The organism is Salinibacterium sp. AL4.1, assembly GCF_059767305.1.
The window spans coordinates 491,269-516,084 of record NZ_JBSOQK010000001.1; the positions used below are offsets into that span (position 1 = coordinate 491,269).

Below are 24,816 nucleotides of genomic sequence, written 5' to 3' on the forward strand. Positions count from 1 at the left end.
CTCTCTTGATTGGCACTCAATCCGTTCGACTGCCAATCTTACTCGACACACCACGACACAGCCGTTGCACCGCGCGAGTCATAGCGCTAGCGTGTCTGTGTACTTGAGCGCTACCTTTTTGTGGAAATGCTCAGGTGTGACACCGAGCACTTTGATGAAACCCGGGAAGTTCCCTCGTTCACCTGAAAGGCACGAACACATGACTGACGCAAATCCGCAGCCCGCAGCACCGCAGCCGGCAGCTCAACTGACCGAGGCTGAGGACAAGCAGTGGGCATCATTCGCCCACCTTGGTGGAATCCTGAGCTTCCTGCCCTCGCTGATTATCTGGTTGGTCTTCAAGGAGCGCGGGGCGTTCACCAACACCGAAGCGAAGGAAGCCCTGAACTTCCAGATCACACTAACTATTGCGCACATTGCGCTTGCAATCCTCGGTTCGATCTTGACTGCCGCCACCTTCGGCATCTTTGGCATCATCCAAGGTCTGCTCTGGTTCGCGCTCGTCGCTGTCGCAATCATCTTCTCCATTATCGGCTTCACGAAGGCCAAAGAGGGTAACCACTACCGTTACCCATTCGCCCTGCGCCTCATCAAGTAATTCCCGCTATCGACTAGCTCGATAGCTGCTAGCCCTGAGAGCTTCTGCTCTCAGGGCTACTTTTTTGCCCAACTAGCGCTTTAATGGAGGAATGTCAGATTCCACACCTCCCCCCGCCTCGCCGTACGCGCCGATCCAACCGATGAGTCCGAGCGACGAGAAGCTCTGGGCAACGTTGATCCACATTGGCGGAATCTTCTTCTCGTTCATCCCCGCACTCGTGGGCTACCTCGTGCTGAAAGACCGCGGTCCTTTCGTGCAGGCTCACACCCGCACTGCCTTGAATTTCCAGATCACGATGACCATCGCGATGTTCGTCGGCGGACTCCTTACAATCGCCGGCATTGGGTTTCTCGTCATCCTTGCAGCAGGAATCTTCATCCTCATCTTCAGCATCATTGCTGCCGTCGCCGCTAACAATGGTCAGGCGTACAAGTACCCGTTGACCATCGAATTCATCAAGTAGCTCGAACTTTCGCCGTAGCGCGAATTCTCGCTCTACACGGGGGCGTCTGCTAGCAATCGCCGCACGACGGCATCCGCGAGCAGGCGCCCTTTCAGCGTCAGGATGATCGTTCCTTTGAATGCCGCGGGAGCGTCAACGAGTTCATCGGCGATGAGCCCGGCGACTGCCGTGCGACCTTCAGCATCCAGCGATGCCGTTGTCAAACCTCCGCGAACACGCGCCCGCAGAAGTACATGCTCAAGATATTTACTGGAGTCCGCGAGTGTTTCGCGCCCGGCTCCCGGAGAATGACCAGCCGCAATTCGGTCGGCGTAGGCCGCCGGATGCTTGACGTTCCACCAACGAACGCCGCCAACGTGGCTATGGGCACCCGGGCCAACACCCCACCAGTCGTTGCCTAGCCAATAGCCAAGATTATGACGGCTTGCGTGGCTGATGGCAGGGTCTTCGTCGCGCTTCGCCCAGTTGCTGACCTCGTACCAGTCGTAGCCCGCCGCGGCGAGCTTCTTATCGGCCAGCTCATACATGTCTGCCTGCAGATCGTCGTCTACCGGAGCAACATCGCCGCGCTTAATCTGCGCCGCCAGCTTCGTACCGGTCTCGATAATGAGCGCGTACGCCGAGATATGGTCGGGGTTCTGCGCGATGGCGTGATCGAGCGAGCGCTCCCAATCGGCCAATGACTCCCCCGGCGTGCCGTAGATCAGGTCGACACTGACGTCGAGCTCGACCTCGCGCGCCCACTTCACCACATGCGGAACCTTCTCGGGGTCGTGCGTGCGCTCCAGCGTGGCGAGAACGTGCGGTACCGCCGACTGCATGCCGAAAGACACGCGAGTGAATCCAGCCTCTTTGAGTGCAAGAAGGTAATCGCGGTCGACAGAATCAGGGTTCGCCTCGGTCGTTACTTCGACGTCATCCGTGAAACCCCACGTGTCTCGCGCTGCAGCGAGCATGCGAGTGAGGTCGGTGACAGGGAGCAGCGTGGGCGTACCGCCGCCGAAGAACACCGTTGATGCCTTGCGGGGCGCGACACCAGCGTTCGCGAGCACGATGGCCGCCTGCTTGATCTCTGCGATCGCCTCATCGGCGTAGTCCGCACGCTTAGCTCCGCGCAGTTCTTCACCCGTGTACGTGTTGAAGTCACAGTAGCCACAGCGCACGCGACAGAACGGAACGTGAAGGTACACGCTCCAGTCACGGTCGTGGGAGCCTAGAGCAACGCTGGCAGGCAAAGCGCCGTCGAGAGGAGCAGGATCAGCAATCGGCAACGCACCTGGCACGAACTAATCCCCTTAACAACCGGTGAAGAAAACGTGCCCATTGTCGTAGCGACGGGCACTGGTCAATTGTCGCACCTCTTGCGTGGGAGCATTGGTGGGTGACTATGCACATCCTCTGGGACATCGACGGAACGCTCATCCATAACTCGAAAGACGGCGCTGCTGTCTATCTCGAGGCCTTCACCCACGTGACGGGCACAGAGCCGCAGAAGTTCATCACGAACCCTCACGGGCAGACTGAAGGTCAGATTCTTACCGCTTTGCTCGAGCTCAACGGCCACCCTGCAACCATGCTCGACGACGTGCTGGCCGAGTTGGATGCGCGTACCCAGAAGCTGCTTGAGACGGGCTACGTTCGCACTGCAGTTGTCGGCGGCGCTGATGCCTTGCGAGACGCTGGCGGTCGAGGCTGGACCAACGCGCTGCTCACCGGAAACGGCCCGCAGCATTCGCGTGTGAAGCTGACCGCGGCAGGCTACGCCGAAGACGACTTCAACTGGACCAACTCGTTCTTTGGAGACCGCTCCCCTGACCGTCACCACCTGACAGCTCTCGTCGCTCCCGTTCTGGGTGAGCAGCCCAGCGTGATCATCGGCGATACCCCGAACGACGGCCTGGCCGCCGATTCGGCCCGCATCCCCTTTATCGCGGTCGCCACCGGCGCCTACACCGTTGCTGAACTGCGCGACACGAGCGCTCTAGTCGTTGTCGAAGATCTGGTTGCCGGTCGTGACGATGTACTCGGCATGATCGCCGAGCTCGCTCAGCGCGGTTAGGCGCGGCCCCAGACACCATCGCGCTCCGGCGCGGTGAGGCAGCTACTTCTGAGCGGGAATCGCTCCGGCGAGAGCGCGAAGGTAACGCCCGACCACGATGTACTGGAACACGCGCAGCGCGGGTGACACCAGCATCCACTTGAACGATGCTGGGCGCGAGAACGATCGCACGGTCATCCACACTGAATTGTCGTCGCGCCGCTCCACCATGAAGGATTCTTCTCCCCGCAGCGGATGACCTTCGAGTGTGCCGTAGGCAAAGCCCGCAACAGCCGGGTCATCAACGACATACACAACGCGCACGGGCTCGTGCGCTGTGAACCGTCCGCTGCCGATGGAGAGCACGATCGTGTCGCCGGGGCGCACGTGCGGATGATCGGCGTTGTCGATCGACAGATCGAGATTCTCGCCGTGAGGATCGCGCGGAAGAAGCGTCACGCCGAAACCGCTGCGGCGCTTCACACCCCACGTCAGAATCTGTTCGCGCGCAAAAGCCCACCGTGCTTCACCATGGCCGATTCGGGCGCTGCGTTGAACGCGACGAAACCCGGCAGGCGGCAGCACCGTGAAAGTGTTGCCACGCGTGGCACCGACCGCCCCGTACGTAACGGGAGCATTGGGGTAGGTGCGCGCATCCATCGGTCTACTTCTTGTCTTTCCCGGCTTCGACTTCGCCAGAAAGAGCAGCGATGAAGGCAGCTTGGGGAACCTCGACGCGACCGACCATCTTCATACGCTTCTTGCCCTCCTTTTGCTTCTCGAGGAGCTTGCGCTTACGGCTGATATCACCGCCGTAGCACTTGGCAAGAACGTCTTTACGCATAGCGCGAATCGACTCACGCGCAATAATGCGAGCACCAATGGCAGCCTGAATCGGCACTTCGAACTGCTGGCGCGGGATGAGGGTCTTCAGCCGCTCGGTCATGAGCACGCCGTACGCATAGGCCTTGTCGCGGTGCACAATCGCGCTGAACGCGTCGACGGCTTCGCCCTGCAGCAGGATGTCCACCTTGACGAGGTTTGCCTCTTGGTCGCCGCTGGGTTCATAGTCGAGGCTCGCATAGCCCTGCGTACGGCTCTTGAGGTGATCGAAGAAGTCGAACACGATCTCACCGAGCGGCATGGTGTAATGCAGCTCGACGCGGTCAGTACCGACGTATTCCATACCCTGCATGGTGCCGCGGCGCGATTGGCAGAGTTCCATGACCGTTCCCACGAAGTCCTTCGGGGTCAGAATGGATGCCTTCACCATGGGCTCGGTCACGCTGGCGATCTTGCCGCCAGGGAACTCGCTCGGGTTGGTGACAGTCGTGAGCTTCTTGTCGTCGCCCATAACTTCGTAGATAACCGACGGCGCGGTGGCGATCATGTCGAGGTTGAATTCGCGCTCGAGTCGCTCGCGCACGATCTCTAAGTGAAGTAGTCCCAAGAAGCCGCAGCGGAAACCGAAGCCAAGAGCCACGGATGTTTCTGGCTCGTAGACCAAGGCGGCATCCGACAGCTTGAGTTTGTCGAGCGCCTCGCGCAGCACCGGATAGTCGGACCCGTCGATCGGGTACAACCCCGAGAAGACCATCGGCTTCGGTTCGGAGTAGCCCTTGAGTGCGACCTCGGCTGGCTTAGCGTGGTTAGTGACCGTGTCGCCGACCTTGCTGAGGCGCACATCCTTCACGCCCGTGATGAGGTAACCCACTTCACCGACGCCAAGGCCCTTAGTCGGAGTCGGCTCAGGAGAGCTCACGCCGATCTCGAGCAGTTCGTGAGCCGACTTAGTCGACATCATCATGACCTTCTCGCGAGGCGAGAGCTGACCGTCGACCATACGCACATAGGTAATAACGCCGCGGTACGCGTCGTACACCGAGTCAAAAATCATGGCGCGGGCCGGAGCATCCGCGTTACCGACCGGAGCCGGGATGAGGCGCGTAGCCTCGTCGAGGAGTTCCGGAACTCCCATGCCGGTCTTGCCCGAGACGCGCAGCACGGTCGACGGGTCGCAACCGATAAGGCCCGCGATTTCCTCGGCGTACTTGTCGGGGTCTGCCGCCGGCAGGTCGATCTTGTTCAGCACGGGAATGATCGTGAGGTCGTTCTCCATCGCCAAATAAAGGTTGGCGAGAGTTTGAGCCTCGATGCCCTGCGCGGCATCGACGAGAAGAATTGCACCCTCGCACGCCGCCAGCGACCGTGAAACCTCATAAGTGAAGTCGACGTGGCCGGGAGTGTCGATCATGTTCAGCGCGTACGACTGTTCCTTACCGTTCTCGTCGGTAAGCGACCACGGCATCCGCACTGCCTGGCTCTTGATCGTGATGCCGCGCTCACGCTCGATATCCATACGGTCGAGGTACTGCGCCCGCATATCGCGGTCGCTGACAACCCCCGTGACCGACAGCATGCGGTCAGCGAGGGTGGACTTGCCGTGATCGATATGCGCAATGATGCAAAAGTTGCGGATAAACGCAGGATCGGTCGAAGCAGGCTCAAGTGTGTAAGAGGCGCGAGGAGACATCCGCCCAATTCTCCCATGAAGCCGACGTTCCTGCGCGCACCCGCCCAATACGACAGGCCAAATGCCCCAAAGGGGCGGATGCGCGGCTAAGGATTCGGGAGGAACGGCGCCTGTTAGAGGGCTGCCGCCAGGAAGACGAACGGCAGCGCGGCCAAAGCCCCAGCGAGGACAATCAGCACCCAACCGAAGGTTGCTACACACGCGAGCACAATCCCCCAGATGGAGAAGCCGCGGCCCGTTGGCTCGTCGCGCAAGCCGAACACCCCGAGGATCACGGCCGCCAGGGGCACCACGATGCTCTGGGCGAAGAAGAACGACGCGATGCCGAGGCTCAGAGCGAGCACGCTCATGGTGCGGGATGCCGTGCTGCGCGAAGTGGGCGCGGGCGGAATGTCGGCTGCCGAAGCATCGGATGCTGTGGCACCGGCTCCCGGAGCGTCGACTGCTGTGACGAAGCTCGGCCCTTCGACGGGCACTGAGGAATCAGAGGACGAGGGAGCTGAAGGTGAAAGGGTTGAAGGCGTTGAGGAGGTCATGTATTCACGGTAGAAAAACCGCGCCGCTGCCGGTATCGGGGTAACCCCCGAAAGCGCAGGGGGACGGCCCTCGTGCGAACAGTCAACGGGCTGGGCTGGCGACTTTAACGCGCGAACTTGGCGTGGCAACCGAGACACTCAGCCACGTTCACTAGTCTTGACTGCGCTGACAGTTGGCTTCGGAAGCTCCACGGTCTCGAAACCCGCGAACACCGCTTTGCACGGCGCTAGTGCCGCGCAATTGCCATATCCCCGCCGCTTTGGTAATGTTGCCTGTTGGCTTATGCATATGGTTCTTGTCGAACAGTATGCGCATCGCGGCCGGGAATCAGAACACCGATTCTCTTCCACGGCCGCCCACCATCTCTGATCCACAAACAAGAAAGCACACAAACGTGGCAAATATTAAGTCGCAGATCAAGCGCATTGGTACCAACAAGAAGGCTCAAGACCGCAACCGCCAGGTGAAGAGCCAGGTTAAGACCGCGATCCGCGCAACGCGCGAAGCTATCAAGGCTGGCGACAAAGAGACCGCCATCGAGCGCCTCAAGGCAGCATCCAAGTCGCTCGACAAGGCTGCAGGCAAGGGTGTTCTGCACAAGAACCAGGCAGCAAACCGCAAGTCGGCTATGGCCAAGCAGGTTGCAGCTCTCTAAAGCTCTCTGATCGGCATTACGCCGACCACACAAAAGCCCCTACCGTTCGCGGTCAGGGGCTTTTGTCGTTAAGCGGTGCGTGTGAGCCAGTGGCGCAAGCAGTCGGACCTGTCGCCCAGCCGCAGCAACCGCTAACCGTTGCGGTCGGGCTAGCGGATGCCGCGAGCCGCAACCACAGAGATCATTCGTTCCAGCGCGAAGACAGGGTCGCGCCCCAAACCTTTTACTTGAGCGTCTGTATCGGCAATGGCTTCAATGGCGGAGCCGAGCCCCGCATCACTCCAGCCGCGCAAATCTTTCATTGCCCGGTCGGCCTGCCACGGTGCCATACCGAACATTTTGGCGGCTTGCCCCGACGACATCGATCCCCCGGAAAGCTTCGCCATTGTACGCAGCTTCGCGGCAAACGCGGCGACGATCGGCACCGGGTCGGCTCCGGAGGCGAGAGCGTGGCGCAAGAGCACCAGCGCCTCGCCTGAGCGGCCGGCAATCGCTGAGTCTGCAACCTTGAAGGCACTAGTTTCGACGCGGCCTGAGTAGTAACGGGCCACTGTGGCTTCGTTGATCTCGTCGGCATCGTCAGCGAGAAGCTGTTGGCACGCAGCGGCGAGCTCTGCCAGGTCTGCTGAGAATGCTGACACGAGGGTTCGAAGGGCGCCCGGCGTCACGCGCCGGCGCTTGGCAGCGAATTCGGCGGAGGCAAAATCGTACTTCTCGGCGTCTTTCTTGAGCTCGAGGCACGTGATCTCTATGCCGCCACCCTTGCCCGCACGGATAGCGTCAAGCAGCTTTTTACCGCGCACTCCCCCGGCATGGCGAAGAATGAGATAAGTGTCGTCGGCCGGAGCCTCGAGGTACGCGAGGGTTTCGGTGATGAACGCATCGGTGCACTTTTCAACGTTCGTAACGCGGATCATCCGCGGTTCGCTAAAGAGCGAAGGGCTCGCCAGGCTGATGAGCTCACCGGGGCCGTAGTGATCTGCTTCTAAGTCGTTGACTTCAAGACTGGGGTCTTCGACCTTGAGGGTGTCGCGCAGCATGCGGATAGCGCGGTCGGCGAGGAAGCCTTCCGTGCCGCTGACAAGAACGATGGGCGCGGGACGCACCTTGTTCCACGCCAATTGCGGGATCGCGACTTTGGACTTCGCCGGCGATCGGGCGGGGGTTCTGGCGGCCACAAGACTCCTCTTTTTGAACTGCAAACCCAGCCTAATGCCGGGCGCCCACATCCTTCTCCGACCACACTGAAACGACGCCAGACGTGGCGGTGGGCGATACCAGCACGAGTCCGTTCAGGTCACTGCGGGCCACTGCGGTTCCGGCGTCGTCGAGCATGGCGAGAGCGCTAGCGGTCGGATGCCCGTAGCCGTTGTCCGCTCCGACTCCGATGAGTCCGAGGGTGGCCTGCAGTTCGGCATAGAGGGCCGAGTACTGGTCTCCGGAACCGTGATGGCTGACTTTCACCACATCCACTTGCCTGAATGTATTACCCGCAGCGAGACGAGCTTGAGCACTCTCGCCGAGGTCTCCGAGGAACACCGAGCTGAGACAGTGACTCAGGCAATCGGAGCGCGGCAGAAAATCGACGACGACGCTCGCGTCGTTACCGGGGTCGATGCCCGAAAGCTGGACCGGTGGCCAGAGCACGCGCCATTGCTGCTCGCCGAACTGGCCGCGGTCCCCCGCGCTGACAGAGTGAACCTGCGCGCCACCCGCCGCAAAGCTCTCGAGCAACGCTTCATCGCTTGGCGAGCCGGTGGGGCCGACGAGGACAACATCCACGCGGCCAACAACAGCATCGGTTCCTCCGACGTGGTCGTGATCGAAATGCGTCAGGACGAGTAGGTCAATGTGGTCGATCGAGAGTCGATCGAGGCAAGCTTTCAGCAGGTCTGGTTCGGCGCCGGTATCAATGAGTGCAACTTCCTCGCCGTTTCGCATAACCACCGCATCGCCCTGGCCAACATCACACTGCGCAAACTGCCAATCTCTCGGCCACGTCAACGCGGCACTGACCGCAGACCCTACAACGACTGCCAGCGCGAGCGTGGACGCAATAGCGAGAGACGTACGCGCGTGCGTGCGCCAGACACCGCTGGTCACGACAGCCGCGAGGAGAAGAACCGTGAGCACACTGAGTGTGAGTACTCCCACCCAGCCTTCCCACCAGGGGATGCGCGCCCACGGAGCCTCGGCAAAGAAGTTAGCAACGGCCGCGACCCAGGCGGACGGCACCCACGCGACCCACATCAATGCCAGCCCGAGGATTGGGATCACCGAGAGCGCCACGCAGGCCGCGAGACCGACAACGGTCGCAATCGGCGCTGCGGGTGCAGCCAACACGTTGGCGATCACACCGTATGTCGGCAGCGAGGGCTGCAGGAGCAGCAGCACGGGCTGGCAGGCCAGCTGAGCGGCCAACGGCACGGCGATCACCAGTGACAGCCACCGCGGCATCCAACGCCCCAAAAACTGCGCGAGTGGCTCCGCAAAGAGAAGGAGACCTGCCGTGGCGAACACCGAGAGCACGAACGCGAAGTTGCGCGCTAGCCAGGGGTCGAAGACGAGGAGGGCGATCGTTGCGAGTGACAGCACCGCCATTCCTCGGATCGGCCTGCCGCTGCCCAGCGCGATCAGCACGAACGTTGCCATGAGCGCTGCCCGCAGCACGCTGGGGTCTGGAGTGACCACGACTACGAACGCGAGCAGCACGAGAATGGAGAGGCCGATCCTCAGGGTCCGTTGGGCACCGACCCGGCCGCCGAGAGCCATGATTAGCCCGACGACGATCGCGCAGTTGGCGCCCGACACTGCTGTGAGGTGGCTCAATGAGCTGGTCTTCATCGCGGCGTCCAAGTCGTCACTCACGGCGCTGGTATCGCCGATGGCGAGCCCACCCAGAAGTTCCCCGCCACCGCCCGGCAACGACGAGGTGGCGGCCGCAAACGTGCGTCTCAGTTGATTCGCCCAGTCGAATTGCCAGCCGGGATCGGCCAGCCACTCCGGCGCGTCAGTAGCAAAGAGCAGCGCTGCCCGCCCATCGCCCGGGGCAGTGCTCGCCAAGGTGCCCGTGACCGTGAATGTGACGCCGATCCCCCACGGTTCGTCGTCGGTATTCGAGGGGTCTAGACCGGGCTGCGGTATATCAGGGTCGGCATCGACCGCACCAAAGCTCCCGCGTTCCGTGAAGATCAAGGCGGGCGACTTGAGTTGGATTGATTCGCCGTCGGCCTCGAGAGTGGAAATTGTTGCGTGGAAGAAGTCGGCGCTGTCCTTGACGGCAGAGGTAGTTGTCGCAATGACAGTAACCGTCGTGTGCTTCGCAGCCAGCTCACCCAGCGCTTCGGGTTGACGGGTCTCAGCATGAACAGCGACAGACGTGGAGCACAACGCGGCCAGAGCGCACCCCAAGGCGACGCTCGCGAGAAAACGCTGCTGGCTCAGCAGCGCACCCGCGATGAGCACCCCGGTCGCAAGCCACAGCGCAATGGCAACAGCAGGCGCCCACGCTGGAACCCCGATTACGATGGCGGCAACAAGCCACGCAGCCGCCACGGGCAGGCTGAGCCGTAGGTCGAGACTCATACCGTGACCAGCTCGCGCAACCCGTCGAAGGTAGCGTCTCCAATTCCTGCGACGTTACGGAGGTCGTCGATGCTCGTGAAGCGCCCGTTTGCCTCCCGCCAGGCCAGAATGCGAGCGGCCATCACGGGCCCGATACGGGGCAGAGTATCGAGGGCGGCGGCATCCGCGGTATTCAGGTTGACTCGTCCATCGGATGCCGTGGCCGCGGCATCCTCATCGCCAGCGGCGGGCACGGCGAACTGTTCTCCATCGGTCAGCACACGCGCGAGGTTGAGCTGATCCTGCTTCGCGTCTTCGGTGAAACCTCCGGCGGCAGCGATCGCGTCAATGACGCGTGATCCTTCAGTCAGCTCGAAGAGCCCCGGGCGCACCACAGCCCCGGTGACGTGCACAAAAAGGGACGGCGACTCAACAACGAGCGCATCCTCGCCCGAGCCCACTTCTCCGCGCGCGATCTCTACGGCAGTAGGGCTGCCCGTGAGTGCGGTCGCAAGCACGGCGCAACCGAGCGCCACAAGCACCACCACGATGACAGCGCCAACGCGCACCCGCAGCCGCGCTGTACGGGCCTGCTCAAACTCTTCCACCCCCACAAACTAAGCGCGCCCCGATTGCTCGGAGCGCGCTTAGTTGCAACGTGTGGAGTGGCTTAGCCTTCGGCGGGCTGTTGACGAGTCGCCCGCGCCTGCTCGCTGCCTTCCCTTCAAGGTAAAGCCGCCAGCGACAACGATTAGGTCAGCGCGGCCTTAACCTGTTGCATCCAAGAGACGTTCGCCTGCGAGACGTCAAGCCTCAACACGTCAAGGGAAGGATATTGCTTCGAACCGACGGGGAAGTTCAAGGTGCCGACCTCGACACCCCCAGCTAGCCTCGCCAAGTCGACGCTTAGAAAGCTGTCAGCATCTGCATTTCGCACTGGAATGCCCACTTCCTCGATAGAAGAAATGAGTTCAGCCTTGACTTTTTTCTGGTTCGTGACCATTCGAGCGAGTAGTTGCTTCGTCTCCGGTTCGGAGCAGAGAGCCGTCTCTAAGGCGCAAAGCTGGAATAGAGTCCACGGGAAATGTTCGCCGCGGGAAAGAACTGCATGATGCCCTTCGGGCAACACAATCCCCCCAAGACGAGCAGACGCGAGGCCGAGGGTTTTCGAGAAGCTGAAGGCCGCGCAAGCTCCAGCTTGAATGATCCCATGCAGAATAGCCACGAACTCCGTTGTCAACGGATTTAGGTATGTGAGGTCCACGACGACACGATCCGAGTTGGCCACGATTTCACGCAAACCATTGAGCTGATCATAATTCCCTAGTGGATTGCCTGGCCAACACAAAAAGACCAGCGTTCTGCCAACGCAACTCTCAAGCATGCCGACCAGCACATCTGACGTTGATTCAGGGTGATAAACCAGCGATCGCGAGCCCGAACTGGCCGCAGAACGCGAGTATCCAGGGTAACCACCACGGGGCAGCAGGACAAAGGTTGGCTTCATGCCCGAGACCACTCTGTCTATTGCGTCATCTGAACCATGGGTAAAAATGAGAGACTCTGGAGCGGTCGCGAAAGCGTCGCTAAGCTGCCGACGCGCATTGTTCAATTCTGGATCTATGTATTTGTTCCACTCGATACTTACCATGCGCTTAGCGACTTGCTTCTTCAGCTCTTCAGGAAAGTCCTCACTCGGCAATGCGAAGGAGACACCTTTCGGCGGCAACGCGAATACTTGCTCCTTTCGACTTTTCATCTTCTGAGCTGTGAAGCTGATGACAAGTTTGCAAGCCTAATCACGAGCGACGAGAAGAAAACTAGCCTTCCCAAAAATACAACCGCCCAGATGGATTCCGCGGATCCCAAGCCCAACAGCCAAAGAGTAAGTAGCGCAGGAATGGTCAAGCCCAACGAAATAACGACGAGGCTCTTAAGGCCGAATGTGGGGGATGTCAGCACTTTTTGCGCCCCAAACCCGAAGCCTGTGACCGGCTCCATACAAAGCTGTAGCGCCATCATCGAAACGATCATCCAAGGGATCAGGCTTAATGGTGTAGCTATGGCTCGAACTACTAATAGACTCGCCGCAATTGATACGAGGATCCCCGTTGCTATCGCCGTTAGCTGAAGGAATCTAGCCCGATCATCCGCCAGCGTCCCTCCCGCTTGAGCGATAAGTCGCCCTCCAACCAATCCAAATTGCTTAAGCGGAATGACTACAGCCCGCATCAACGCAACCACCAGCACAACAACTGCTCCGTCTCTCGGACCGCTAGCTGCAGCGACCGTGCCCGCGACAGTGAAAACTGTCATGAGCACAAGACCATCAAGCGCTGGTTTCAGCCGACTGGGCAACTCACGAATAGCATGTATAGGACTGGCGACAAAAAGGCGCACGCTATCCGCTAAAACACGGCGGGTAGTACCCTCTTCGAATCCCAAACGCTTGAGCCTATAAACCAGAGCACCCACGTCGCCAACCACCCCGCTCACCCCAATGACTAAGACCGCGTTCAAAGAAGATAGTTCCGCTGCAACGACAGAGACGGCAACTAGAACCTGAAAAAGCGCAGCCGTTACCGCAATTGCAAGGTTTTCTCCATCACGATTCCGAGTCTGATAGACCCCAAGGAGGGTTGCTGAAAACGGCAAGATTAGGAGCGACAACGCAGCCCCGAACCAATACGTACGAAACAGGACCGGGTCGACACTGAGAACGAGTGGCAATAGAAACCCACCGGCGGCCGCAAAAACGCCCAACGACACCGCTGCACCACTCGCGAGTCGAAACTCTTCGGTAATCGGAGCCCGGAGGGCTTCGACGCTCTCGTTCTTCATTCTAGATAGTCGGAAGATCGCCGAAACCGTAAAACCGGCCACGAGGACGAGAGCAAGCCCAAAGTAGGTTCCAGTAAGACCCACCACTGTCTGCACAGATGCGTCGTAAGAAACGACCAATATGCCCAGAATGAGGACAGGACGAACGCTCGGAATAAACGCGCCCAACGCTGCAAGGCTTCCTCGCGTTAGGAAAGAGCGGACCACAGGGAATCTCGTGGTACGACGGCAATCGCTTCGCTATTTGCCCCAAATTCATTGATCTGGTCTAGAGACATGGCGAGTTCATCCTGCAAAAATCGCACAACGTTCCAATCTTGGGCAACCTCAGCGGTGAAAGGACCGAAACTTTGTACGTAGTCGGGAATCCATTGGACCCATTCCCGCACGAAGGCTGCATCTCCCACTCGCTCGTTGTACGAGAGTGGGTCTATCGATTCGTGATCCAGAAACTTCTTTCCTGGCAGCGAGCCGCATAACTGACGATAGCTGCTTGTTTGAAGCAGCAGTTCATGCCACACGTCGTCGACCTCTGGGGTAACTGGAATTCGCCTCCCCTCGGTCATCGATACGATTGCCAAGTATTTTAGGCACTCGCCCAACTGACGCTCCAACGTCTCAGAGGGCCTGCCCTCGATCCGCGATAGAGCTGTTCGTTTGTATGTTTCGCTAATCAATCTTCTCCCCTTTATTGGTCCCTCGGCGAACAAATGGGAGGGAGCGTCAGCGCTCCCTCCCAACTATTGCTACGTCGCGACAGGGTTTGAGCAGCAGTCCAGCTCACCTCGCTTCAAAGCTTCAAGGTGGTCCTTTTCGATTCGAGCGACCAATTCTTCCATTGTCTTCCTCCAATTTGATCTACATTGATCGTGGCCAACCGGCCATTATTGAAAGAATAACTCAGGTTTTGCTGAGCTGTCTCCCCCTAACGGGGGGGGTGCCCGTAGCCGCGCTTGACGGGCCTGCTCAAACTCTTCCACCTCCACAAACTAATCGCGCCCCGATTGCTCGGAGCGCGCTTAGTCACAAGGTGTGGAGTCTCTTAGCCTTCGGCGGGCTGTTGACGAGTCGCGATGCTCACGATCTTCGGCGCCCGCACAATGACCTTGACAATCTCGCGGTCACCGACGGTGCGCTTGATCGCTTCTGATGCCATGGCCAGAGCTTCGAGGTCGGCGCCATCAATCTTGGGCGAGACTTCGAGGCGGTCACGAACCTTGCCATCCACCTGAACGACAGCCGTCACCGACTCTTCAACGAGGAGCGCCGGGTCGGCCTTGCGCCAGCCGGCAAGAGCGACCGTGGGCTCGTAGCCGAGCTTCTCCCACATCTCTTCTGCCGTGTGCGGCGCGAACAAGCTGAGGGCGATCGTGATGACTTCGGCAGCTTCACGAACTGCAGCGTCGCCGCCGCCAGCACCGGTGTCGATAGCCTTGCGGGTCACGTTCACGAGATCCATGATGCGAGCAACGAGTACGTTGAACTTCAACGACTCAGCGAGGCCAGGGCCATCAGCGAGGAAGCGGTGGGTGGCGCGACGCAGCGTGGTGTCGCCCGTCTTCCACTCGATCTCGGGAGCACTCGTGACATCCCGCACTACGCGGAACGCCCGAGCCAAGAACTTGTGCGATGCCGCAGGCGACACGTCTTCCCAGTTGATGTTCTCCTCGGGCGGACCAGCGAAGGCCAGCGTGAGTCGCAGGGCGTCGGCGCCGTGCTCGGCAATTTCGCCCGAGAACGTGACGGCCTTGCGGCTGCGCTTCGACATCTTCTTGCCCTCAGAGAGAACCATGCCCTGGTTGAGCAGCGCGCTGAAGGGCTCCGTGAAGCTGACGTAACCGAGGTCGAACAGCACCTTGGTGATGAAGCGCGAGTAGAGCAAGTGCAGAATCGCGTGCTCGACGCCACCGACGTACTGGTCGACGGGAGCCCACTTCTCGGCCTCAGCCGGGTCAAAGGCCTTGTTGGGATCATTCGGTGACAAGAAGCGCAAGAAGTACCAGGAGCTGTCAACGAAGGTGTCCATCGTGTCGGCGTCGCGCAGGGCAGGGCTGCCATCGCGCGGGTCTTCAACGTTGATCCAGTCTTCGGCGGCAGCGAGAGGCGACTTGCCCTTGGGCTTGAGATCAAGGCCCTCGGTCGACGGCAGCTCAACGGGCAGCTGCTCGAAGGGAACCGGAATCAGTTCGCCATCCGAACCGTGAATGATCGGGATGGGGGTTCCCCAGAAGCGCTGACGGCTGATCAGCCAGTCACGCAGCCGATACGTCTTCGCGGCGCGGCCGGTGCCGGCAGCTTCGAGCTGTTCCACGATCTTCTTGATCGCGTTGGACTTGCTGAGCCCGTCGAGCGGACCCGAGTTGATCATGCGGCCATCGCCCTGCAACGACTGTCCGGTGTCGCGAGGGTTCAGCGGCGGCAGATCATCCGGCAGAATCGCCATACCGTTCTCGTCGAGCTCCAGAACAGGAATCGCACCGGTGATGGGCGCGTTCGTGTCGAGAACAACGCGCACAGGCAGGTCGAACTTGATCGCAAATTCGAGGTCGCGCTGGTCGTGCGCGGGCACAGCCATGACGGCACCGTGGCCGTAGTCGGCCAGTACGTAGTCTGCAGTCCAGATCGGGATGCGCTCCCCCGTGACCGGGTTGATTGCAAAACGGTTCAGCGGGATGCCGGTCTTGGTGCGCGTAGCATCCTTGCGCTCAATTTCAGTCTGCTTCTGAGTCTGCTCGAGGTAGCTCGCGAACGATGCCTTCGTCTCGTCGTCGGTACCCTCAACGAGTTCAGCGGCGAGGTCTCCATCAGGGGCGACGACCATGAAGGTCACACCGTACAGAGTGTCGGGGCGCGTCGTGAACACCGTGACCTTCTCGTCACGACCTTCGATCTCGAAGTCGACATCCGCACCAATCGAGCGGCCGATCCAGTTGCGCTGCATCGAGAGAACCTTCGACGGCCATGCGCCCTCGAGCTGGTTCAAGTCATCGAGCAGACGGTCAGCGTAATCGGTGATCTTCAAGTACCACTGCGTGAGCTTCTTCTTGACGACGATCGCGCCCGAACGCTCGGACGTACCATCGGCCAGAACCTGCTCGTTGGCGAGAACGGTCTGATCTACCGGGTCCCAGTTGACCCAGGAATCCTTGCGGTACGCGAGGCCCTTTTCGTACATCTTGAGGAACAGCCACTGGTTCCACTTGTAGTACTCGGGGTCGCTCGTGTGCAGAACGCGGTCCCAGTCGAAGGAGACCCCGTAGAGCTTCATGCTCTTCTTCTGCTGGTCGATGTTGTCGTACGTCCAGCCGCGAGGGTCGATGCCGCGCTCGATGGCGGCGTTCTCGGCAGGAAGGCCGAAGGAGTCCCATCCAATGGGGTGAAGCACGTTGAAGCCACGCTGGCGCCAGTACCGCGCCGCAATGTCACCAAAGGCGTAGGCCTCGGCGTGACCCATGTGCAGGTCGCCCGAGGGGTACGGGAACATGTCGAGAATGTACTTGCGTGGGCGCTTGTCTTCGGGGTCGCTCGTCGCGAACGGCTTGAGCTCTTCCCACTTGGCTTGCCACTTAGCGTGAATGGCGGCTACATCGTAGTCCGAGCCACTCTCGCGGTCGTCGTGTGCACCAGCAAAGTTGGGCTGCTCAGTCACGTAAACACTCTCAATTCGTTACAGGGAAGATCTAAGATTACCCAACTCACGGCCGCGCTCGAGGGGGCCAAAAAGTGTCGGGTTATTCCATTGTCTATGAGTTGACGCATCTCACAGTACACAGCAACTCGGTAGACCGGTCGTTCACTACGACCGAGAGTGGATGCTCGACCGCTCAGTCGCCCGAAACACCCAGCACTCGCAGCAGCGCTGCTGCCTTCAACTTGACCTCGGCCAGCTCTTCTTCGGGCACCGAAAGGGCCGTGATTCCGCCGCCAGCCCCGATCGTTGAGGCCCGAGCATCCATGACGATAGAGCGGATGACCATGGCGAGGTCAACGGCACCGTCGAGGCCCACGTACCCAAAGACGCCCGAGTAGATGCCGCGCGGGGCACGCTCGAGCGAATCAAGAATGAGAGTCGCGGAGTGTTTGGGGGCGCCGGTCATCGATCCCGCCGGGAACGAAGCCTTGATGGCGTCGACGGCGCTCACGTCAGGGCGCAATTGACCCCGGATGGTGCTGACGAGCTGGTGCACGGTCGCGTAGCTTTCTACGGCGAACAGCTTCGGTACCGTGACGGAGCCGACCTCGCACACCCGCCCGAGGTCGTTGCGCATGAGATCGACGATCATGAGGTTTTCGGCGCGTTCTTTGTCGCTGGCCAGCAGCTCGGCGGCAAGGCGCTGGTCTTCGGCGGAGTCGGCGCTGCGGCGGCGCGTGCCCTTGATTGGCTTCGTCTCGATGAACCCCGAGGGATCAATCGCTAGGAACTGCTCGGGAGTGGAACTGAGGAGCGAGATCTCGCCCACCTGCATGAAGCCGCCGTGATGACTGGGGTTGGCGTGGCGCAGAGCGAGATACGTAGCGACCGGATCCGCGGGCCTGTCGCCGTGGTCGACGTGCACGCTCGTCGTGAGGCACAGCTGGTAGGCATCGCCCTCGACGATCGACCGCTGGCAGGCTGCGATCATCTCGAGGTAATCGGCATCGGAGTCGCGCCAGACCGCGGTGGGGGCGGGCACCGGAGGGTGTGTTGCCGTGGGCGACGAGGTGGTTGGGGAGGTCGTCGCCGTTGCGGTGCGGGTCGCTGCTGTCTCGACGAGAGCCGCAATACCGTCGCGCCACTTCGCGAGCTCGCCCGTCCAACTGTCGCCGAGCGCGAGCACGCTGAGCGAGCGAGACCCGTGGTCGACAACGATCACACGATCTACCCACAGCCAGGCGGCATCCGGAGTCGTTGCGGGCGTTGTTACCCCAACCCCGAGAGACTCGCGGCGCAGTTCGTAGCCGAGCCACCCGACCCAGCCCAGCCGAAAGCCGGCGGGCGCAGCAGAGTGATCGATGTCTGTCGCTGCGAACTCGCGGCGCATCCACTCGAAGACCGGTTCGTTGAGCTCCGTGCTCAGCACAGCCCGAGTCGAAACGGCGAGGTAGCTGCGCCCTGAAGCGGCCGCCGCTCCGCTGTCGAGCCAGACGGCACCAGCGGCATCCGACGCCTGCTGCGCCATGAGTTCGCCAAACACTGCCGCAGGGTCAACCCAGCGCGGCAAGGCAGCAGTCAAGACGCGAGAGCGCATAACCTAAGCCTATGAGTGCGGACGCAATTTATCGGTGGCAGAACGACAAACTTCTCGAGATCTCCCCCGACGAGGTGCCGACAACCCCGATGACCGTCGCCGATTCCTGGCTCGTGAACTCGGGCTCAGTGCTCGCACTCAATCTGCACCGCCAACGGTTTCTGGATGCCGTACCCGCCGCCAAGCAAGAAACTGCCGACCTGTTCTTCACTACTGCGATCGCGGCGCTCCCCCGCGCCGGTACGTGGTTTCCGCGTGTCGAGCTACGCGGAGTCGAGTTCTTTCTGCGCTTGCGCGCGAACCCCGAATTGAAGCGCTCGGCCACGACCGTAAGTTTTCGGGGCGCCGACCCGCGCACCGCGCCCGCGGTCAAAGGCCCCGATATCGACGCGATGGGCGCGCTGCAGGCAGGAGCGCGCGCCCACGGCGCCGACGAGGCGATTCTGCTCACGGAGGAAGGCTTCGTCATCGAAGGCGCCTATAGCGCTGTGCTGTGGTGGCGTGGTGAGATTCTCTGCGGTCCGCCGGCAGAGCTTGAGCGTGTTGATAGCGTTACCGCCCGCAGCGTGCTGACGTTGGCCCGCGCGCTCGGGCTGGATACCCACGAAGAAGCGGTCACCCCGGCGGAGCTCGCGGGCACCGAAGTCTGGGTCGTGAATGCGCTGCACGGCATCCGGATTGTCTCGAAGTGGGTCGATGGCCCGGAGCTTGCCGAGAAACCTGGTCGGCTCGAACAGTGGCGCACCCGCCTGGGCGCTTTGGCACGCCCCATTTAGCCAGAGAGCTTTCGGGTTTGCTCGCTAGGCTCGTTGCGTGGATCCCGTAGACCTCATTCTGAGCGCTGAACCGAGTGCTGCTAGTGCCGACTTCGGACAGTGGGTCAACGATGCGCTGAGCTACATTCTTGACACCGTGCAGTCGGTCGATCCGGTGCTCCGCACGATTCTCGCGGGCGTGGCGATCATGCTGGAGACGTCGATACTGGTCGGCCTTCTCGTGCCCGGCGACACAGTGGTGTTGGTGGCAAGCACAGCCGTAGGGAGCGTCTTCGAGGCGGCCATCCTCATCGCGGTCGTGGTCGTGGGAGCCTTGATCGGCGAGAGCGTCGGCTTCGCCCTTGGCCGCTACTTTGGTCCCAAGATTCGGCACTCGCGCCTCGGCAAGCGCATCGGTGAACAGCACTGGGTGCAGGCCGAACGCTATCTGGGGCGCCGAGGGGGCATTGCCGTCTTCATCTCACGCTTTTTGCCCGTGCTGCACTCGCTCATCCCCGTAACCGTGGGCATGAGCACGATGCGGTACCGCACTTTTATGGCGTGGACCGTTCCCGCCACCAGCATTTGGTCAATCGCGTACGTCTCTGTAGGCGCCCTCACGGCAGGCAGTTTTCGGGAGCTGCTCGATCAACTGCACTACGCGGGCTATATTTTCGTCGCCATCGTGGCCGTCATCGCGATCGTCACCGTGATCGCCAAGAAGCTGTTGCATCGCTCGCAACAGCGTCACATGGAACACCACGACGCTGAATAACTCTTAACGACCGAGGGGCGGATGCACGTGCATCCGCCCCTCGTGCTGGACTAGCCAGCAGCGTGTTCAGTTGTAGCCAGCGTTAAATGAGGCCGTTGGCGCTCAACCATGCGGTGGCAATGTCGTCAGACGACATCTTGTCAACGGTGCTTTCCACGTTGAGAGCAACGAGGCCCTCAGGGGTGAGCTTGGCGTTGACGGCGTTGATAACATCGGCGATCGAGTCGGCGATGTCTGCGTTCACCAGAGGCACGACGTTCGAGGCCAAGAACAGGCCCTCAGGGTCGGTCAGGGTAACGAGGCCTTCGGTCTGGATGCGCGGGTCGGCGCTGTAGACGTTAGCCATGTTGATGGTTCCCTCGACGAGTGCGGCAACGGTGGTGTCACCGGTCGCGGTGAAGCCAACCGTGGCGCCGTAGACGTCCTCAAGTCCGGCAGGACCATAGGGGCGCTCTTCGAGCTCAGCGTTTCCACCGAGTTTGAGGTCCGCGACATCGGCGAGGTCCGCGAGGCTCGTCAACGAGTTAGCTGCCGCGAAGTCAGCCGTCACGTTATAGGAGTCCTGGTCAGTAGCCGACGACTGTTCGAGAACCGTGAGGCCCTCGGGCAGCGCACCAGCGAGTTCAGCGTAGACATCTTCTGATGCCGTTGCCGTGGTGTCAGCGCTGTAGAACTGGAGGAGGTTTCCCGTGTATTCGGGGATGATGTCTACTTCGCCGCTCTCAAGAGCGGGCAGGTAAGCATCGCGCTGGCCGATCTGGAATTGACGCTCGACCTCGAAGCCAGCGTTCTCCAGTGCCTGCGAGTAGATCTCGGCAATGATTTCGTTCGAGTAGTAAGCCTGCGAGCCGACAACGATGGTGTCGCTGTTCGTGTTCTCGTCACTCGATCCGGAGTCCAGGGGATCACCAGTTGCACACCCTGACAGGGCAATTGCAACCCCGACCGCGGCGGCGCCAAGCGCGAGCCGGCCTTTGTTCTTAGCTGTGAACATTTCTATCCTCTTCTTTCTTGGGCAGGTTTTGCTGCCACCGCACGTCGTCGAGTTGATGACGTGCGGACATCTTTAGCACGCCCAGCCGAAACTCCGCGGGGAACCGCGAATTGTTGGATGAGCGCAAATATTCCATCGAGAACCAGAGCGAGCGCCGCAATCAGTAGCGCGCTGCCCAACATCTCGTCATAACGCTGGAGAGGGAGACCACGGAAAATGTAGATTCCGAGGCCGCCGAGACCCACGTACGCCGCAAGCGTTGCGGTGGCGACGACTTGCAGGGTTGCTGCGCGGAGCCCACCGATGAGCAACGGAAGACCCAGCGGAACTTCTACCTTCCAGAGGATCTGCCATTCCGTCATACCGACGGAGCGCGCGGAATCTATAACGCGGCGGTCCACCGCTTCTATTCCCGCATACGCTCCCGCCAGAATCGAGGGGATGGCCAAAAGAACGAACGCCGTGATTGCTGCGAGCTGGAGTTGAACCTGAGTCACCCCAATCAGCAGCACGAGAAGCAGGATGAGACCAAACGAGGGCAGGGCGCGTGCAGCTCCCGATAACCCGACGGCGAAGTCGCGCCCCTTACCCGTGTGCCCGATGTAGAAACCGAGGGGAATCGCGATGAGCGCCGCAACGATTACCGAAAAGAAGGTGTAGAAAAGGTGCTCTTCGAGCCTGAGCGGAATCGGATTAGTGCCCACGAGTCGTTCCGGAGAGAAGAGCCATTGCACTGCTTCTATGAGGAAGTTCATGCGGGTGCTCCTTCCAGTGCGGGAGCGGGCGTCTTGCGCTTAGCGACCGTCGTCCAGGGCATCAGCATCCGGCCCAGCAGCACGAGAGCGCGGTCGATCAATAACGCGACAATCACTGTCATCACGACCCCGGCGAAGATCTCTTCCAAGATTCGGCGCTGAAAGCCGTTAGTGAAGAGATAGCCGAGGCTCTGCACTCCAATGAGAATTCCGACAGTCACAAGGCTCACCGTCGACACAGCCGCGACGCGGAGGCCCGCGAGTACCACGGGGCCCGCGAGCGGGAAATCCACGGTCCAGAATCGACGCCAGCCGCCAAAACCTACAGCGGTGGCCGATTGACGGATTGCCGGATCAACTGAGGCAAGAGCATCCGCTACCGAACGAGCCATGATGGCAACGGCGTAAAGCGTGAGCGCGATGGTGATGTTGAGTTCGCTGAGGAAGCTGATGCCCAACAGCGGCGGCAGGATCACGAACAGCGCGAGCGACGGAATCGTGTACAGCAAACCGGCAAGGGTCAGCAGGATGCCTCGAGTGAGCTTGAAGCGATACGCCAGCCAGCCCAACGGGATTGAAATGAGGAAGCCAATAACAATCGGCGGGATGCTCAGCCGAATGTGTTCAAGCGTGAGGCCCCAGATCAGATCAAGATTATTGATGATCCACGTCACGCCGACTCCGATCCCCCGACAAGAACGCCAGCCCCGCGGCCTTCACTGTCGACCAGGATCGTCCCAGCTTCCGTTTTCTTGAGAGTAAGGGCGCGCTTGCCACGGTCGGTGCCGATAAAGTTCGCCACGAAGTCGCTCGCCGGAGCAGCCATGATCTCGTTCGGGCTGCCGACCTGAGCGATCTTGGCGCCCTTTTCCAAGATGACGACCTGATCGCCCAGCAAAAAGGCCTCGTCAATATCGTGCGTGACGAAGACGATCGTCTTGTCGAGTTCATGCTGCAGGCGGATTGTCTCCTGTTGCAGCTCCGCGCGCACGATCGGGTCAACCGCACCGAAAGGCTCATCCATCAGCAGGATGTTGGGGTTAGCGGCAAGGCCGCGTGCCACACCCACGCGCTGCTGTTGGCCGCCCGACAGCTGACTCGGGTAGCGATCCGCTAGGCCTCGACTGAGGCCCACGGTATCGAGCAGCTCGAGAGCTTGTTCACGAGCCTGCTTTTTAGGCACGCCGTTAAGCGTTGGCACGGTAGTGACGTTGTCGATCACTTTGAAGTGCGGAAGAAGCCCGGAGTTCTGCATGACGTAGCCGATGCTGCGTCGCAGAGCCACCGGCTCTTTGCCCATGATGCTGTCGCCATCGATCTCGATGTCGCCATCCGTGGGATCGACCATTCGGTTGATCATCCGGAGCAGAGTGGTTTTACCACTGCCCGATGACCCGACGAAGACTGTAATCTTTCGCGACGGAATCACGAGATTAAAGTCTTCGACGGCCACGGTTCCGTCGGGGAAACGCTTGGTTACTGCACGAAATTCAATCATGATTTCGGCTCATTCCTCGCGCCCATGCGCGGATCGACACTTGCCAGCACTAATAGCTAAACAGTATTCGACGCCGCTGTCATTCCCGATTGGGTATAACTCAGGCAAATTCGCATAGAGCGAAATCAGCTACCAGCCGATGTTCTCCGCAATGAAGCCACGAAGGTACGAGGTGCTCACCGCAATGAATTCCTCGTCACCCTGCGGATTCATCAAGAACGCACGAGCGACAAGCGCATCGCTCATTTCAAGGCTGGCTTCGAGCGTGAAGCGCGTTGCTGCAGAGTTCTCAACGCCGAATCGCGCCGAAAGGGCTTCAACGATTCGCTCAGCGACCAACGACTTGAACGTGCGGCCGTTGGGCAGCGGGCGCAAGTCGAGCTGGTCACCAACGCGAAGACCACGGAAGCCTGGCTCGGTACGGTAGGTGTCGATCACAGTAGCGAACGAGCTGCTAAGCGCAGCACGCCAGTCAGCGTGTGCCGGGTCGTTGATGGCCTCAGTGATACGAGCCATCACGCGCTCAAAGTTGCGCGATCCCAAAGCCTGCAACAAAACGATGCGGTCAGGGAAATAACGGTAAACGGTGCCGATCGACGCTCCCGCGCGTTCGGCGACCATAGCGGTGGTTAGTCGCTCAATGCCGACCTCGTCGACGATGGATGCTGCTGCATCAAGTAGTGCGGTTAGACGAGCGGTGCTACGTGCTTGCACCGGCTCGTTGCGAAGCGAGACTGCTGGTTCAGTCGCGCTTTCAATGGTTGTTGTTTGTGCGGACACAATGGCCCCCTTCTCGGTGTCTGACCAATCCTAACCTTTAGAACGATTGTTCTACGCTGGGTAGAAGCTCACTTTTTCTGAAAGAAGACCGTAAAGTTCATATATGTGCGGTCGATTTGCGATGGACGACACGGTGAATCAGATGATCACCGAATTTGTGACGGCGACCGGGCGGCCACCCGAAGAGTGGCAAGCAGACTGGCTCGCGACACCGATTGTGCGCCCCACCGATCAGGTGCCAATCCTGCTCAAGACACTGCAAGACCGCGACGATCCTTCGTCTGAGTTGGTACCACGCGCGGCCCTCGCGCAGTGGTGGCTGACTCCTCCGTTCTCCCCTGTACTGCGCGGAAAGTACCCCACCTTCAATGCGCGCAGTGAGACCGTGACTGAGAAGCCCACGTTTCGCTCGGCCATCGTGAGTCAGCGCGCGGTGCTTCCCGCCATCGGATACTTCGAAACCCAGAAGTCGGGGCCCACGCCGGTTCCCCACTACATCGCACCACCAAGTGGCCTGCTGTACTTCGCCGGGCTCTACTCCTGGTGGAAAGATCCCGCGGCTGCCCCCGACGATCCAGCGCGCTGGCATCTCACCACGACCATGCTGACCCAGCAGGCAACCGGGGCTCTTGCTGACATCCACGACCGGATGCCGGTCATCCTCGATCACGATTCGATCGACGAATGGGTCGATCCGCGCACGCGCGGCGACCGTCTGCTCGTTGACGCGACGGTAGCCGCATCCGCAACACTGAGTGAACAGTTGCATGCCGAACCCCAGAGTTGAGCGGTCGTCGAC

The 24,816-nt window shown here is 60.5% G+C and carries 24 protein-coding genes; 7 read left to right on the plus strand and 17 right to left on the minus strand.

Going from position 1 to position 24,816, the window contains the following annotated elements; genetic code table 11:
* Window positions 1-199: 199 nt before the first annotated feature.
* Window positions 200-598, plus strand: a complete 399-nt coding sequence (locus ACWTV3_RS02400) for a DUF4870 domain-containing protein (RefSeq protein WP_100388789.1) — start codon at window positions 200-202, stop codon at window positions 596-598.
* A gap of 91 nt (window positions 599-689) precedes the next feature.
* Window positions 690-1,064 (plus strand): DUF4870 domain-containing protein, encoded by a 375-nt coding sequence (locus tag ACWTV3_RS02405; RefSeq protein WP_498476671.1) that lies wholly within the window; start codon window positions 690-692, stop codon window positions 1,062-1,064.
* A 32-nt stretch (window positions 1,065-1,096) separates the two neighbouring features.
* Here the strand turns inward: ACWTV3_RS02405 and hemW are convergent, their stop codons facing one another.
* Window positions 1,097-2,347 (minus strand): radical SAM family heme chaperone HemW, encoded by a 1,251-nt coding sequence (gene hemW / locus ACWTV3_RS02410; RefSeq protein WP_498476672.1) that lies wholly within the window; start codon window positions 2,345-2,347, stop codon window positions 1,097-1,099.
* Between the two features lie 104 nt (window positions 2,348-2,451).
* On the opposite strand from hemW, the gene ACWTV3_RS02415 reads away from it, so the two are divergent.
* Complete coding sequence (locus tag ACWTV3_RS02415) at window positions 2,452-3,123, plus strand: HAD family hydrolase (RefSeq protein ID WP_498477929.1); 672 nt, start codon at window positions 2,452-2,454, stop codon at window positions 3,121-3,123.
* Between the two features lie 42 nt (window positions 3,124-3,165).
* Here the strand turns inward: ACWTV3_RS02415 and ACWTV3_RS02420 are convergent, their stop codons facing one another.
* The 3 genes from ACWTV3_RS02420 to ACWTV3_RS02430 form a co-directional block, all read right to left on the minus strand.
* Window positions 3,166-3,762, minus strand: a complete 597-nt coding sequence (locus ACWTV3_RS02420; RefSeq protein WP_498476673.1) for a DUF1990 domain-containing protein — start codon at window positions 3,760-3,762, stop codon at window positions 3,166-3,168.
* 4 nt (window positions 3,763-3,766) lie between these two features.
* Complete coding sequence (gene lepA / locus ACWTV3_RS02425) at window positions 3,767-5,635, minus strand: translation elongation factor 4 (protein WP_498476674.1); 1,869 nt, start codon at window positions 5,633-5,635, stop codon at window positions 3,767-3,769.
* A gap of 113 nt (window positions 5,636-5,748) precedes the next feature.
* A complete protein-coding gene (locus tag ACWTV3_RS02430; protein ID WP_498476675.1) occupies window positions 5,749-6,111 on the minus strand; it encodes a DUF4190 domain-containing protein in 363 nt (120 codons plus the stop codon).
* A 455-nt stretch (window positions 6,112-6,566) separates the two neighbouring features.
* Here ACWTV3_RS02430 and rpsT point away from each other — a divergent pair, with 455 nt between their 5' ends.
* Entirely contained in the window at window positions 6,567-6,827 is a 261-nt protein-coding gene (rpsT, locus tag ACWTV3_RS02435; RefSeq protein ID WP_100388784.1) for a 30S ribosomal protein S20, read from the plus strand.
* A 149-nt stretch (window positions 6,828-6,976) separates the two neighbouring features.
* On the opposite strand, the gene holA is transcribed toward rpsT, so the two are convergent.
* The 8 genes from holA to ACWTV3_RS02475 all read right to left on the minus strand — a co-directional run bounded on the left by holA (window position 6,977) and on the right by ACWTV3_RS02475 (window position 18,460).
* A complete protein-coding gene (holA, locus tag ACWTV3_RS02440; RefSeq protein ID WP_341619765.1) occupies window positions 6,977-8,005 on the minus strand; it encodes a DNA polymerase III subunit delta in 1,029 nt (342 codons plus the stop codon).
* 31 nt (window positions 8,006-8,036) lie between these two features.
* Complete coding sequence (locus ACWTV3_RS02445) at window positions 8,037-10,412, minus strand: ComEC/Rec2 family competence protein (RefSeq protein ID WP_498476676.1); 2,376 nt, start codon at window positions 10,410-10,412, stop codon at window positions 8,037-8,039.
* On the minus strand, window positions 10,409-10,999 hold the full coding sequence (locus ACWTV3_RS02450; RefSeq protein WP_498476677.1) for a ComEA family DNA-binding protein: 591 nt from the start codon (window positions 10,997-10,999) through the stop codon (window positions 10,409-10,411). Before ACWTV3_RS02450 ends, ACWTV3_RS02445 begins: the two co-directional genes overlap by 4 nt.
* A 143-nt stretch (window positions 11,000-11,142) precedes the next feature.
* Complete coding sequence (locus ACWTV3_RS02455) at window positions 11,143-12,150, minus strand: aminotransferase class I/II-fold pyridoxal phosphate-dependent enzyme (RefSeq protein ID WP_498476678.1); 1,008 nt, start codon at window positions 12,148-12,150, stop codon at window positions 11,143-11,145.
* Entirely contained in the window at window positions 12,147-13,232 is a 1,086-nt protein-coding gene (locus ACWTV3_RS02460) for a hypothetical protein (protein WP_498476679.1), read from the minus strand. The genes ACWTV3_RS02455 and ACWTV3_RS02460 overlap by 4 nt, the downstream gene beginning before the upstream one ends.
* Window positions 13,233-13,420: 188 nt before the next feature.
* Window positions 13,421-13,909 (minus strand): hypothetical protein, encoded by a 489-nt coding sequence (locus ACWTV3_RS02465; RefSeq protein ID WP_498476680.1) that lies wholly within the window; start codon window positions 13,907-13,909, stop codon window positions 13,421-13,423.
* Window positions 13,910-14,274: 365 nt separating this feature from the next.
* The gene (leuS, locus tag ACWTV3_RS02470) at window positions 14,275-16,881 is read right to left on the minus strand and encodes a leucine--tRNA ligase (protein ID WP_498476681.1); all 2,607 of its coding nucleotides are present in this window, start codon (window positions 16,879-16,881) and stop codon (window positions 14,275-14,277) included.
* A 175-nt stretch (window positions 16,882-17,056) separates the two neighbouring features.
* Window positions 17,057-18,460 carry an anthranilate synthase component I family protein gene (locus tag ACWTV3_RS02475; RefSeq protein WP_498476682.1) on the minus strand — a complete coding sequence of 468 codons (1,404 nt, stop codon included), beginning with the start codon at window positions 18,458-18,460 and terminating at the stop codon, window positions 17,057-17,059.
* An 11-nt stretch (window positions 18,461-18,471) separates the two neighbouring features.
* Between ACWTV3_RS02475 and ACWTV3_RS02480 the strand changes: the two genes are divergently transcribed.
* The gene (locus tag ACWTV3_RS02480; protein ID WP_498476683.1) at window positions 18,472-19,236 is read left to right on the plus strand and encodes an aminotransferase class IV; all 765 of its coding nucleotides are present in this window, start codon (window positions 18,472-18,474) and stop codon (window positions 19,234-19,236) included.
* Between the two features lie 58 nt (window positions 19,237-19,294).
* The gene (locus tag ACWTV3_RS02485; RefSeq protein ID WP_498477930.1) at window positions 19,295-19,990 is read left to right on the plus strand and encodes a DedA family protein; all 696 of its coding nucleotides are present in this window, start codon (window positions 19,295-19,297) and stop codon (window positions 19,988-19,990) included.
* An 82-nt stretch (window positions 19,991-20,072) separates the two neighbouring features.
* Here the strand turns inward: ACWTV3_RS02485 and ACWTV3_RS02490 are convergent, their stop codons facing one another.
* The 5 genes from ACWTV3_RS02490 to ACWTV3_RS02510 all read right to left on the minus strand — a co-directional run bounded on the left by ACWTV3_RS02490 (window position 20,073) and on the right by ACWTV3_RS02510 (window position 24,017).
* Complete coding sequence (locus ACWTV3_RS02490; RefSeq protein ID WP_498476684.1) at window positions 20,073-20,984, minus strand: ABC transporter substrate-binding protein; 912 nt, start codon at window positions 20,982-20,984, stop codon at window positions 20,073-20,075.
* Between the two features lie 2 nt (window positions 20,985-20,986).
* A complete protein-coding gene (locus ACWTV3_RS02495) occupies window positions 20,987-21,739 on the minus strand; it encodes an ABC transporter permease (protein ID WP_498476685.1) in 753 nt (250 codons plus the stop codon).
* Window positions 21,736-22,413 (minus strand): ABC transporter permease, encoded by a 678-nt coding sequence (locus ACWTV3_RS02500; protein WP_498476686.1) that lies wholly within the window; start codon window positions 22,411-22,413, stop codon window positions 21,736-21,738. Before ACWTV3_RS02500 ends, ACWTV3_RS02495 begins: the two co-directional genes overlap by 4 nt.
* Window positions 22,410-23,237 carry an ABC transporter ATP-binding protein gene (locus ACWTV3_RS02505; protein WP_498476687.1) on the minus strand — a complete coding sequence of 276 codons (828 nt, stop codon included), beginning with the start codon at window positions 23,235-23,237 and terminating at the stop codon, window positions 22,410-22,412. The genes ACWTV3_RS02500 and ACWTV3_RS02505 overlap by 4 nt, the downstream gene beginning before the upstream one ends.
* Window positions 23,238-23,366: 129 nt before the next feature.
* Window positions 23,367-24,017, minus strand: coding sequence for a TetR/AcrR family transcriptional regulator (locus tag ACWTV3_RS02510; protein ID WP_498476688.1), 651 nt, complete (start codon window positions 24,015-24,017; stop codon window positions 23,367-23,369).
* Window positions 24,018-24,120: 103 nt separating this feature from the next.
* Between ACWTV3_RS02510 and ACWTV3_RS02515 the strand changes: the two genes are divergently transcribed.
* Window positions 24,121-24,804, plus strand: a complete 684-nt coding sequence (locus ACWTV3_RS02515) for an SOS response-associated peptidase (protein ID WP_498476689.1) — start codon at window positions 24,121-24,123, stop codon at window positions 24,802-24,804.
* The last annotated feature ends 12 nt before the right edge of the window (window positions 24,805-24,816 follow it).